At 65.5% G+C, this 12,673-nt stretch carries 6 protein-coding genes; 3 read left to right on the forward strand and 3 right to left on the reverse strand.

Annotated elements, in window-relative coordinates; all coding sequences use genetic code 11:
• Positions 1 to 120 precede the first annotated feature (120 nt).
• Positions 121 to 678 carry a type 1 glutamine amidotransferase domain-containing protein gene (locus tag K3148_RS09345; protein WP_221424550.1) on the reverse strand — a complete coding sequence of 186 codons (558 nt, stop codon included), beginning with the start codon at positions 676 to 678 and terminating at the stop codon, positions 121 to 123.
• 222 nt (positions 679 to 900) lie between these two features.
• Between K3148_RS09345 and parC the strand changes: the two genes are divergently transcribed.
• On the forward strand, positions 901 to 3,198 hold the full coding sequence (gene parC / locus K3148_RS09350; protein ID WP_221424551.1) for a DNA topoisomerase IV subunit A: 2,298 nt from the start codon (positions 901 to 903) through the stop codon (positions 3,196 to 3,198).
• A 91-nt stretch (positions 3,199 to 3,289) separates the two neighbouring features.
• Here the strand turns inward: parC and K3148_RS09355 are convergent, their stop codons facing one another.
• Positions 3,290 to 3,823: a hypothetical protein gene (locus K3148_RS09355; RefSeq protein ID WP_221424552.1), complete on the reverse strand. Its 534-nt coding sequence runs from the start codon at positions 3,821 to 3,823 to the stop codon at positions 3,290 to 3,292.
• Positions 3,824 to 4,139: 316 nt separating this feature from the next.
• On the opposite strand from K3148_RS09355, the gene K3148_RS09360 reads away from it, so the two are divergent.
• Positions 4,140 to 5,324 (forward strand): M48 family metalloprotease, encoded by a 1,185-nt coding sequence (locus tag K3148_RS09360; protein ID WP_221424553.1) that lies wholly within the window; start codon positions 4,140 to 4,142, stop codon positions 5,322 to 5,324.
• Between the two features lie 2 nt (positions 5,325 to 5,326).
• Positions 5,327 to 10,828, forward strand: a complete 5,502-nt coding sequence (locus tag K3148_RS09365) for an AAA domain-containing protein (protein ID WP_247711539.1) — start codon at positions 5,327 to 5,329, stop codon at positions 10,826 to 10,828.
• Between the two features lie 3 nt (positions 10,829 to 10,831).
• Here K3148_RS09365 and K3148_RS09370 read toward each other — a convergent pair whose 3' ends face one another.
• Positions 10,832 to 12,661 carry a hypothetical protein gene (locus K3148_RS09370; protein ID WP_221424554.1) on the reverse strand — a complete coding sequence of 610 codons (1,830 nt, stop codon included), beginning with the start codon at positions 12,659 to 12,661 and terminating at the stop codon, positions 10,832 to 10,834.
• Between the last annotated feature and the right edge of the window lie 12 nt (positions 12,662 to 12,673).

The following is a 12,673-nucleotide window of genomic DNA, read 5'->3' on the forward strand; positions in this document are numbered from 1 at the left end:
TTGCAAACCCATTCGAATGTTACAACGTATCATTTAGGTGGGTGAGGTCAAGCCGGATGCAAAAACGGCCCCGCTGCGCAGAGCAACGGAGCCGCCAATTTCGCTTATGCGATGAGGGAGTTACGCGCTTTCGAGCTCGCGCTTCTCCACGGTTTCCCCGAGCATTTCGATAAGCGCCTTGCTGAAGGCAGGAATGTCATCGGGGTTGCGGCTGGTGATCAAATTGCCGTCGACGACTGCTTCCTGGTCGACCACATTTGCGCCGGCGTTCTTCAAATCGGTGCGGATCGAGGGCCATGCGGTGACCGTCTTGCCCTTAATGATGTCTGCCTCCGCGAGCAACCACGGTGCGTGGCAAATGGCGGCAATCGGCTTGTTCGCCATGTTGAATTCACGGACGATGGCAATGGCGCGATCGTTCATGCGCAGGATGTCGGGGTTCATCTGGCCGCCGGGGAGGAGGAGCGCGTCGTAGCCCGAACAATCGGACACTTCGTCGACCGTCATGTCGACCGTGACGCTCTCACCCCAATCCTTCTGGTCCCAGCCCTTGATTTCGCCCTTTTCCAGACTCACCACGGTGGTCTCAAAACCGGCGTCTTCCAAGTTGGCCTTGGGCTTCATCAGTTCCGACTGTTCGAAGCCGTTGGTGGCGAGGATCATTACGCGCTTGGTCATGGGAGTTTCCTTTGATTTCGTGTTACCCATGCAACGTGTGGGGATGACGAGCCGTTCCGTGCTGACAGGCGAGCCGTGGCTCTGATAGGGCGGATGAAAGACTCAGCTGGAAACCGTTCGGGCTGAGCTTGTCGAAGCCCCGTCCTTTTCTTCTGACGCTTGCTCAAAAGTGAAGTGCGGCCCTTCGACAAGCTCAGGGCGAACGGGAATTTTAGGTAGTTTATGGCCGCCAACGACACGACTCTCGACGACAACGACCCCTTCGACGCGATTGTCGATGCGCCCTTCGATTCCGCGCTTTCCGAGCGCTATCTCGTCTACGCGCTGTCGACGATCACGGCGCGTTCCCTCCCCGACTTGCGCGACGGGCTGAAGCCGGTTCACCGCCGCCTGCTGTGGACGATGCGCCAGTTAAAGCTCGATCCCGCCAGCGGGTTCAAGAAGTCGGCCCGCGTCGTGGGCGAGGTGATCGGTAAGTACCACCCGCATGGCGACACCGCCGCCTATGACGCGATGGTGCGCCTCGCGCAGGATTTCGCGCTGCGTTATCCGCTGGTCGAGGGGCAGGGGAACTTCGGCAATATCGATGGCGATAACGCCGCCGCCTACCGCTACACCGAAGCGCGGCTGACCAAGACGGCGATGCGCCTGATGGAAGGCCTCGACGCAGGCACGGTCGATTTCATCCCGACCTACAATAACGAGGAAGAAGAGCCGGAGATCATGCCGGGCCTCTTCCCCAACCTGCTCGCCAATGGCGCGAGCGGGATCGCGGTCGGCATGGCGACCAACATCCCCAGCCACAACGTCGCCGAAATCGTCGACGCGACGCTCGAAGTCATCGACAATCCGCATGTCGAACACGCGCGGCTGATGGAAATCTTCAAGGGGCCGGATTTCGCCACCGGCGGTGTCGTTCCCGAGAGCGCCGAGGTGATCAGCCACGCCTATGAAACCGGGCGCGGGTCCTTCCGTGTACGCGGACGCTTCCACGCAGCCGAGGCGGAGAAGGACGAGGACAAGGCGGCCGGTATCGAACGGCTGGGCGGCGGCCAGTGGCAGCTGGTCATCTCCGAAATCCCCTATCAGGTTGCCAAGGGCAAGCTGATCGAGCAGATCGCCGCAGCGATAGCCGACAAGAAGCTGCCTATCCTGGAAGACGTGCGCGACGAAAGCGACGAGCAGATCCGCATCGTGCTCGTCCCGCGCAGCCGCAATGTCGATCCGGAGCTGCTGAAGGAGAGCATCTACAAGCTCACCGACATGGAAACGCGCTTCGGCCTGAACCTCAACGTGCTCGACCGCACGCGCACGCCGATGGTGATGGGGCTGAAGGAACTGCTCGACAACTGGATCGCCAGCCAGATCGATATCCTCCAGCGCCGCAGCCAGCACCGTTTGGACCAGATCGCGCGGCGGCTGGAGCTGGTCGAAGGCTATATCATCGCCTTCCTCAACCTCGACCGCGTGATCGAGATCATCCGCACCGAGGATGAGCCCAAGCCGGTGATGATGGAGGAATTCAAGCTCACCGACCGGCAGGCCGAAGCGATCCTCAACATGCGCCTGCGGTCATTGCGCAAGCTGGAAGAGATGCAGCTGCGCAACGAGAAGGACGAACTGCTGAAAGAGCAGGACGAGCTGGAGAAACTGCTCGGCAGTCCGGCCCGCCAGCGCACGCGTCTCAAGCGCGACCTCAATGCGCTGCGCAAAGAGTACAGCGAGGACACCGCGCTAGGCGCTCGTCGCACCACCATAGAAGAGGCTGCGCCGGCAGTTGAATTCAGCATGGATGCGATGATCGAGAAAGAGCCGGTCACCGTCATCCTCTCGCAAAAGGGCTGGATTCGCGGGGCCAAGGGCCACCTGCCGCTCGATCAGGAGTTCAAGTACAAGGAGGGCGACGGCCCGGCCTTCGTCCTTCACGCCCAGACTACCGACAAGCTGCTGCTCATCGGCAACGACGGGCGCGCCTTCACGCTGGGCGCGGACAAGCTGCCCGGCGCGCGCGGATTCGGCGAACCGGTGCGCAACACGCTCGACATCGACGGGCAGGCGCAGATCGTCTCGGTGGTGGTGCATGGCGAAGGACAGGAAGTCCTGCTCGCCGCCAGCAACGGCAAGGGCTTTGCCGTCGGCACCGACGCGATGCTGGCCGAAACCCGCAAGGGGCGGCAGGTGATGAATGTGAAGGGCGATGTGAAACTTGTCGTCGCGCGGCCTATCGAGAAAGCGCACGACCACGTCGCCGTGGTGGGCGAGAACCGCAAGCTCGTCGTCTTCAACCTGGAAGAGCTGCCGCGCCTCGCCAAGGGGCAGGGCAACAAGTTGCAGAACTACCGCGACGGCGGCCTGTCGGATGCCACGACCTTCACCATGGAAGAAGGTCTCAGCTGGACCATGGGCGGCAAGGAAGGCCGCACGCGGACCGAGCCTGAGATGTGGCAATGGAAGGTCGCACGCGGTGGTGCAGGCCGCCTGCCGCCGCAGGGCTTCCCGCGGGATAACAAGTTTGGGTAAGAAAAAGGGCCGAGAGCGTTAGCTCCCGGCCCAGTGCGACCCTGGATTTCGGTGGCTCCAGGGGAACCGGTCAGCGAAAAGCTTCGCCGAATTACTGACCGCCGGCAGTGGCGTCCGCGCTTGCGGCCTGCGCCATGGCAGCGTCGATCTGCGCGATCGTGAGCAGGGCCATCAGGCCGTGGTCGGTCGCGGTGAAGTGTTCGCGCAGCAGCGTGACCTTGTTGGTCTCGTCACCGCCGCGGGCGATCACGACGTTGTCGCCATCGATCTCGAGGATCGTGCCGAGCGGTGCGTGCTCTGCGTCCATCGGCGTTGCGCCGACAACGAGGGCGGCTTCGAGCTTGGCAGCGGCTTCAGCGAGCTGCGCGTCGATCATGCCGTCGAGCTGCGCCTTGGTGACGGTAATCGTCGGGCCTGCTTCGCCCTGGCCGTACATGTTGACGGCGAGCGGAACCTGGTGCTTGCCGGTGTCGAGGACGGCCTGGCCGTTTTCGACCGAAAGGATCGTACCGACGGCGTTGCCCTCGGGGCCGGTCACGGTCGCACCCGCAACTACGGTGTCGTTGGCGAGGGCCGGAGTGGCGGCGAGAGCAGCGGCGACGATGGCCAGCTTTGCGAATTTCATGTGAATCTCCAAGACGTGTTCAACTCAATCGTCCCCCACACGCGAAATGCGCGTTCAGAACGAAAACTTCGATTGAGAGCGGCAACGAGAGTGGATGCCTCGTAGATCGGCCGCTTGCCCCCTTCCCGAGGAGCGGCCCGCTCTATGCCAAGCGGTGTGCTGGGTGGCAACCGCTGCAGGCCCTTTATGCTGCATTGCAGCTTAAGCGAAGATGAAGACGCAAAAAGGCAGCGTTAAGCTCTGGCGGATAGGGCCGCTTTTGCTAACACTGCCGGGAGGGCCTTTCGATGGCCCGCCGGAGGGTATCTAGGGACGCATGGACGCTACATCGCAGCAGAGCGCGCGGGCGCTGGAACCGCTCGCCTATCATATCGCACTGCAAGATCACTTGCGCGAGCACGAGCCGCAGGTCTGGGACAAGGTTGCAGGCGGGATGGACGAGGCCGAGCTTGCCGAACTGCGCGACACCATGCTGCGCAACACCTACCGGCTGGAGGAGGCGGGCCATCCGCAGGTCTTCGCGGCGCTGAGGACCGCGATGGAACGCCTCGGGATCGAGGCGCCCGCCACGCTCTACCAGGCGAACGACGGCACGATGAACGCCTCGCTGATCTATGTGCCGGGCGAAGTGCATCTCACCTTCTTCGGGCCGATCCTCGAAAAACTGTCCGAGGCGGAGCTTCTCGCGCTGATGGGGCACGAGCTGTCGCACTACCTGCTGTGGCAGATGGACGAAGGCGCGCACCATCGCACCAGCCGCATTTTCGACCACGCGCTTTCTTTCCCCGACGCCAAGCCCGCCCACCGCGAAACCGCGCGGCTGCTGAGCCTCTATACCGAACTCTTCGCCGACCGCGGCGCGGCCATTGCGGCGCAGGACACGGCCCCCGCCATTGCGGTGCTGGTCAAGACGATGACCGGCCTGACTTCGGTCGATCCCGAAGCTTACCTGCGGCAGGCGGAAGAGCTGGAGGCCAAGGGCGGCAAGTCGCAGGGGCATTCGCACCCCGAAGTCTATCTGCGCGCCCGTGCGCTCAAGCTGTGGTGGGAAGGCGATCCGCAGCTCGAAGACTGGCTCGAGGCGCGGGTGCAGGGGCCACTTTCGATCGAGGGGCTGGACCTCATCGGTCAGTACCGCCTGACCGCGCTCACCCGCGGCTTCCTTGCCCGGATGCTGGGCGAGGTGGAGGAAGGCTCGGACGAGATCGTCACGCAGGTGAAGGCGGTCTTTCCCGATTTCGCCGCGGACGAGGAAAAGCTCGATCTTGCGAAAGTCTCGGTCGAAAAGATCGACGACGCCACGCGCGACTATTTCATCGCCCTGATGTTCGATCTCGCCATGGCCGATAGCGATGCGACCGATGTGGTGATGCTCGCCGCCGCCAAGACCGCTGCCGCCATGGGCGCGACCGAGCGGCTGACCGGCTCGCTGCGACGCGACCTCAAATGGACCAAGGCGCGCGCCGACAAGCTCGTCGCGCAGGCGGCGAAGGCGGCATGAGCATGGACCAGACCCCCGAGATGCAGCCCGAAGCCAGCGCTGCCCCGCTCGAAGCCGGCGCGGTGAAGCCGCTGCGCGAAGTGCTTACGCAAACGAGCCAGCTTCCGCCCGACGATCTCGTCCACGCCATGCTCGGCCTGATGGTCGAGGTCGCCGAAATCCACGAGCAAGGCCGAGTCGCGCGCATCGGGTTCGATCATGTTGTCGAGACCACCGACGGCAGCCTCTCGCTGGTCGACCGGCAGGGCGAAGCGCCGCGTTCCAACTTGCGCGCCATCCATGCGGTCCAGCCGCAGGTCTCCAGCGCCTTGAAGCTGGTCGGCAATTACCGCGTCACGCAGGACGAAGGGCGCGGGACCAAGGTCGACGATCTCTCCGTCCTCGACGGCGACGAATTCGAAGTCACCGAGCCGGTCTACATCACGCGGCTGCGCAATTGGGAAACCGAGCTCGGCCATCACGACGAGATTACCGATGTCTTCCAGCTGGGCATGGTCATGGCCTGCCTCGCCTGCGGGCTGGACCCGATGGAGTTCGAGGACATCGAGCGGTTCTCGATGCACCGCGACAACCTCTTCGCCATCGCGCCGCGCCTGCACCCCGTCATCGCCTCCATCATCCTCGAGGCGACGCATCTCAACCGCCACGAGCGCGCGACCGATGTCGCCGAACTCGCGCGCCGTCTCGACACCTGGCGCGATCAGCCGACCGGTATCGAGGTGGAGCGCGTCATGGCCGAGGCGCAAGGCGTGCCCGGCCGCCGCGCTGCCGTGCTCTCGCACCTGCGCGACCGCTTGTTCGACCTCTCGCGCCGCAACCGGCTGATCCATTTCCGCGCAACGCAAAGCTCGATCAACTTCACCGATGCCAGCATGCCTATTGTCATGCGCATCGAGAGCGTGCGGGCGGATTCGCTGTGTACGTGGAAGGGCAAGTTCGTCGACGACGTGCTTGCGGGCGCGAAGGTGCCGCTCAATCGCTGGCTGCGCTTTGAAGACCAGCCGCAGATCCCGAGCCAGCTCGACCGGATCATGCAGGAAAACCGGCGTAACAAGAACGAATACGGCTTCTCCAGCCTGCGCCTGACCGTCGCCTTCCTGCACTGGCACAACCTCAAGGAAGCGCCGAACGAGCGCATCACTTCGCCGCTGCTGTGGCTCCCGGTCGAGGTCGCCAAGCGCAAGGGCGTGCGTGACCGTTATGTGATGACCTGCGCGGAGCCGATTGCCGAGTTCAACCCGGCGCTGCGCCACATGCTCCGCCAGCTCTACGACATCGAGCTGCCAGAGGCGGTGGACCTCACCGAAACCAGCATCGACGCCATCCATCAGGCGATCCGCGCGCAGATCCACGAGAGCGAACCGGGTGTGCGGCTGGAAATGCAGGAACGCCCGCAGATCCAGATGATCCTGCGCCGCGCGGTGCAGCGGGTGAACACATTCAACCGCCGCCGTTCCGGCTCGAAACAGACCATCAGCGCCAAGGCGGATTTCAGCTATGCGCGCGACGATTACCGCCCGCTAGGCCTCGCCCTGTTCGAGAAATTCGTGAAGCCCGATCCGCTGCCGCAGCGCGTGGCTGCGGGGGGCAGGGCATCGCCCAAGCGCGAGCTCATGGTCGCCGAAACCGAAGCGCAGACTTACGGCAAGGTTTCGGGCGCGGGCCACAAGTTCAGCTGGGAGATCGACCTCACGCAGGTCACGCTGGCGAACTTCAACTACAAGAAGATGTCGCTGGTGCGCGACTACAACGCGCTCATCGAAACGCCCGAAACGCAGCCCGCCTTCGACCAGGTCTTCTCGATCGAGCCCAAGCCTTTCACCGAAGGCGCGCCGCCGCCAATCCCGGCGGGTGAGCAATGGGGCGTGGTGCCGAGCGACGCGACGCAGGAACAGGCGGTCGCCTTTGCGCGCACGGGGCGCAGCTACATCATCCAGGGACCTCCCGGCACGGGCAAGTCGCAGACGATCACCAACCTGATCGCCGACTATGCGGGGCAGGGCAAACGCGTGCTCTTCGTGTGCGAGAAGCGCGCCGCGCTCGACGTGGTGTTCCACCGGCTGGGGCAGGCGGGTCTCGATGGCCTCGCGACCATCATCCACGACAGCCAGGACGACAAGAAGGAGTTCATTGCCGACCTGCGCGATCATTACGAGCGCTGGGGCAAGAACGCCGACGGGCTGGAAGAGGCGCAGGCGGAACGCGCGCGGACCGTCGCCGCGCTGGAGGAGCACGTCTCGCAGATCGCTGCCTTCGAAAAAGCGGTGGGCCATGCCGATGCCGAGGGCGCGATACCCTTGCGCGATCTCGTCCGCCGGGCCGCCGCTCTGCCTACACCGCCGCAGGGCATCGGCGCCGCCGAGCGCGAGACGCTGCCCAGCCTCGGTGACTGGGACGCCGCGCGACCGATGGCGGAGCGCGTCTTCCGCGCCCTGTCCGAGATCGTCGGCGCGTCCGACCTTGCGAGCCATCCCTTCGCCCGCCTTGCGCCCGCGCTGGTGCGGGACGATCGGCCATATGCGGTGCTGGAGGCGGCTATCGGGGCTGCCGAGAGCCAGCTCCAGCGGCTCGACCCGCTGGTCGAGGACGCACAGTTTCCGATCTCAAGCGCGACCCCGCTCGGCGAAGCGCGCGCGGCGCTGACCTTGGCCGAGCGCATGGTGTCGACCGGATTGGCGGAAACGCCCGGACTGCTCGACCCGCTCTCTCCCGCCTCGCAGGCGCTGCAAGGCGACATGGCGCGTATCGCCACGCTGGAAGCGCGCGAGAAGGCCGCGGCCGAGGAGGCGAGCGGCTGGCATGACCCGTTCTCGCCGGCGGACACCGCCGCCGGTCTCGAATTGGCGCGAGCCAAGGAAGGCTCGCTCTTCGCCTTCTTCAGCGGCCCGTGGCGCGAACTGAAGAAGACCGTGCAGGCGCGCTACGATTTCGCTTCCCACGCGGTGAAGCCGAAGATCGCCGCCGTGCTCGAATTGCTGGCGGCGCAGCACGCGGCCGGCGCCGCCGTGGATGAGGCGCGGAGCGAGGTGCAGGCACGGCTCGGCACCTCGGACTTGCCCGGCTTGCTCGCACTCCGGCAGGAACTCACGGACAGTACGCAGGACGGCGCGCCAGCCAAGGTGGCCGCCCTGTCGAAATCCGGCGACGGCGCCCATGTCCTGGCTCGGCTGGGTCAGGGCGCGGCGGCCATGCGCGCGCTCGACGAGGCGCTGGGCGGCGCGCTTGCCGGGATCGACGCTCTGACGCTCGACGAACTGGGCGAATTGCTGCGCGACCTGCGCGAAGCGCTCGACGATCTGCCCGATCTCCTGCCCTTCCTGGCCGAAGTCCATGGGGCCGAGCCAAGCGTGGCGGGCGTGCTCACCACGCTTGCCCAGCCGCTTGCCCAGATCGAGGCGCTGGTGGTCGACGAGGCCATCGCCGCGCGCGAGCGGGCCGCTCCCGACATCCGCCGCTTCGACATCGACCGCATGATCGCCCTTTCGCGCCGCGCCAGCGCCGCGCGCGACCTGCTGCGCGACCAGAACGCCGCCGCCATCCGCGCGACGCTCCACCGCCAGTTCCGCGACAATGTGAAGCTGTCCGAAACCTCGGTCACCCAGCTCGATACGCAGCAGCGCGCCTTCAAGAAGGTCTACGCCACCGGTCGCCGCGAGCTGGAGCACGAATTCGGCAAGTCGATGCGCTACAAGTCGATCCGCGAGATGGCGAGCGGCGACAGCGGGCGGGTCGTGAACGATCTGAAGCCGATTTGGCTCATGAGCCCGCTCTCAGTCTCCGACACGCTGCCGCTGGAACCCGAACTCTTCGACGTGGTCATCTTCGACGAGGCCAGCCAAATCCCCACCGAGGATGCCGTACCCGCGCTCTGCCGTTCGCGGCAGGTGGTCATCGTCGGCGACGAAATGCAGCTGCCGCCGACCAGCTTTTTCTCGGCGACGCTCAACGACGAGGACATGGAAGTGCTGGCCGAGGAGGATGGCGAGCAGATCGCCATCGTGCTCGACGCCGACAGCTTGCTCTCACAAGCCGCGCGCAACCTGCCTGCAACCCTGCTGGCATGGCATTACCGCAGCCGCTTCGAGGCGCTGATCAGCTTCTCCAACGCGGCCTTCTACGCCGGCCAGCTGGTCACCATCCCCGACCGCACGCTGCGCGCGCAGCACGATGCGCACGAGCCGGTTCAGTCGGACAGCGAGGAGGCGTGGAGCCATGGCACCAGCCGCCTGCTCTCCGCCCCGATTACCGCGCACCGAATGGAGGACGGCGTTTACGATCGCCGCTCGAACCTTCCTGAAGCGCGCTACATCGCCGGGCTGGTCCGCGACCTGCTCGCCCGCGAGACGGGACAGAGCATCGGCATCGTCGCCTTTTCCGAAGCGCAGCAGACCGAGATCGAGGATGCGCTCGAGCGGCTGGCGAATGAGGACAAGGATTTCGGTGCGGCGCTCACCCGCGAGATGGAGCGCGAGGAGGACGGGCAGTTCGCCGGGCTTTTCGTCAAGAACCTCGAAAACGTGCAGGGCGACGAGCGCGACATCATCCTGATGAGCGTATGCTATGCGCCGGGCCGCGACGGCAAGATGGTCATGAATTTCGGGCCCATCAACCAGCGCGGCGGCGAGAAGCGCCTAAACGTCATCTTCAGCCGCGCCAAGCGGCACATGGCTATCGTCAGCTCGATCCAGCCCGAGCAGATCACCAACATCCACAACGACGGCGCGCGGGCGCTGCGCAACTTCCTCGCTTTTGCCGAAGCGCAATCGGCGGGCGCGCATGACAACGCGCAGGCGGTGCTCGGCACGCTCAACCCCGATGCCGCGCGCACTTTCGACGCCGCGCTGCCGCTCGATCCGGTGCGCAGCGCAATTGCCGAGGCGTTGCGGGCACGCGGTCACGAGGTGCACGAGCATGTCGGCGGGGCGAGCTTCCGCTGCGACATCGCCGTGGTCGATCCGGCGGGCGGCGGCTACGCGCTCGGCGTGCTGCTCGACCGCGAGGGCACCGGCGAGACGGCCATCGAGGAGCGCTTCGTCTTCCGCCCCGGCATATTGCGCGCCTTCGGCTGGCGCGTTGTCGATGTGCCGGTGACCAGCTGGCTGCGCGCTCGCGAGCCGGTGATCGAGCGGATCGAGCAGGAGCTCAAGCGCTCCAGCTGGGACCTTGCCGACAGCGATCCGCTCGCCGGTACCACCGCGCCCGCGCCGCCGCCAAAGCCGCAGCCGGTCTCGGTCCCGACGACCGCGAAGAGCGAGCCCGAGCCGCCCAGGCCGCCAGAGCCCGAACAGGCAGGCGGGATGACCGAATACCGCCTCGTCGCGGGCGCATCGAACAAGTTCTGGCGCATCGGCGTCGAGGGCACCGATCTCACCGTCGAGTTCGGCCGCGTCGGCACCAAGGGCCAGCGCGTGGTGAAGAGCTTCGACGACGAGGACCGCGCGCGGCGCGAGATGAACAAGCTGGTCCTCGAAAAGACCCGCAAGGGCTACGAGGAGTTCGGCTGAGGCCTAGGTGTTCAAGTGCTTGAGCAGCGGCGCCTGTATGCTGCGATGCTCGACCACTTTCGACAGGCGTAGCGCGGCGGCGTCGATGTCGTTCCCGCCCATGGCGATCAGCGTCGCGATGGCCGCGTTGGCAATGATCTTGGAGCGGATCGCGTCGTCGCCGTAGGAGAGGTAGGTGGCCGCACTCTGAGCGGTCTTTTCCAGCCCTTCGATCGCGCGCGCACGGTCCGGCATGAGGGCGGTCAGCCATACCGCGCCGCGCAGGAACTCCTCGTTCTCTACGCTCACGCGCATCCATCCGCCGAGCGTATGGTGCGTGTTCAGCCTCTGGGGGTTCGCGTAGCTCGGCTGGCGCAGATGGAGCAGGCCGGTGGTGGCGGACTTGTTCTTGTAGCTGCGGTCGTCGTGGCGGACGAGTTCGGGGTGGAATTCGCGCGAGACGGTGTCGTTGCCGCCGCTTGCGACCACGATGGCGATCGCCCGGCCAAGCGCACGAACGTCGTTGACATGGCGCTCGGGCCATTCGGGATGCGCCTCTTCCAGCTTGGCGATGGCGCTGACGAAACGCTCGCCCTTGCGCACCTCGGTATAGCCCACGCGGCCGAGCACCGGCGTGTGGAACAACGCAAGCCAATCGTGCAGGCGCGCCTCTACCGTCTCGACACCGATCGGTTCGCACAGGGCGAGCGCTTCCTTGGCCCAGGCCTTGGTAGCCTTGGTTGCGCGGCGGCTGGTGATCATATGCTCGACCAGCGCGGTCCAGTCGGGGTCTTCCAGGTCGGCGAGCACATCGAGGCCGGGTATCTGGTCGGTCGTCCACAGGTAGCGCGAATGCGCGACCGCCGGGGCGATTGTCGAGGGTAGGTCGCGGTAGGCATCCGGATCGGTCCATCCGTTGCGCTTGCCGTTGTGCTCCTTGAGCTTCGCCGTCGGCGCCCCGCTGGCGCGCCATTTCGCATACTCCGGCTCGACCTCGCCCCAGGTTGGCCATTCGGCGGCAAAGGCCTCGGCGCTCTTCGACCAGGCGGGACTGCCCGAACCCTTGGTGTCGCGGCGGATCTCGTCGAGCCCGGCGGTGGTTTCAGCAAACAGGTCGGCCCAGAACTGCGCGTTGGGGCGGGCGGTGTCGGCGAAGGCCCAGGGGTTCTCGGCCCCTTCGCAGCGCTGCATCAGGAATTCGGTCGCGCTCACTTCGACCCCGGCGAGCTTCTCCAGCTTCTCGGCGCGGGCGAGCAGTTTGCGCTTGTTGGCCTTGTCGCGGAAATAGTCCTTCTCGCGGATCTGCGTCGCCATGGCGGCGAGGTCCTCGCAATCGCCCGCCGAGAGGTAGGCGCCCTTCTTGATCGCGCTGTTGATGAGGGCGAGAAGAGCGGCGAACCGGTCCTCGTTATAGGTCTGCGTGCGGTAGCCTTCGATCCCGGTAAGCAGGCCAAGAACAGCGCCGAGGTCTTCGGCTTCGATCTCGGTTTCGACATTGTTGCGCAGGACCTGTTCGCGCGCCTTGGTCATTACCTGTTCGCGCGGGGTGGGGTCCTTGATGAATTCGACGAAGGCGTTTTCTTCGCGGGTGCAGGCCACGAGCAGCTCGCCGCGTTCATGGGGAGCCATGTCGCGCACGACCTCCCAAACGAAATCGGCTGGCTGGCGCTTGTATCGGCTGGTGGTCTTCTGTCGGCGCGCCATCTCCTCGACATCGGCCACCAGGCGGTCGAGCGCGTTGCCCTCGCTACGGGTGCGCAGGCCGACACGCCGCTGCGGGGCGGCGCCGGCGATATTCTTCTTGCCGAAGACCTTGCCGCCGAAAATCCCGCGACCGAAATTCGAAAAACCCATCCTGCGACCCTC

Source organism: Qipengyuania aurantiaca (assembly GCF_019711375.1).
GTDB classification, from domain to species: domain Bacteria; phylum Pseudomonadota; class Alphaproteobacteria; order Sphingomonadales; family Sphingomonadaceae; genus Qipengyuania; species Qipengyuania aurantiaca.

What these genes read in the sequence shown, in the direction of transcription:
- K3148_RS09345 (WP_221424550.1), bottom strand. Translation starts at nt 678, where the DNA reads ATGACCAAGCGCGTAATGATCCTCGCCACCAACGGCTTCGAACAGTCG.
- parC (WP_221424551.1), top strand. Translation starts at nt 901, where the DNA reads ATGGCCGCCAACGACACGACTCTCGACGACAACGACCCCTTCGACGCG.
- K3148_RS09355 (WP_221424552.1), bottom strand. Translation starts at nt 3,823, where the DNA reads ATGAAATTCGCAAAGCTGGCCATCGTCGCCGCTGCTCTCGCCGCCACT.
- K3148_RS09360 (WP_221424553.1), top strand. Translation starts at nt 4,140, where the DNA reads ATGGACGCTACATCGCAGCAGAGCGCGCGGGCGCTGGAACCGCTCGCC.
- K3148_RS09365 (WP_247711539.1), top strand. Translation starts at nt 5,327, where the DNA reads ATGGACCAGACCCCCGAGATGCAGCCCGAAGCCAGCGCTGCCCCGCTC.
- K3148_RS09370 (WP_221424554.1), bottom strand. Translation starts at nt 12,661, where the DNA reads ATGGGTTTTTCGAATTTCGGTCGCGGGATTTTCGGCGGCAAGGTCTTC.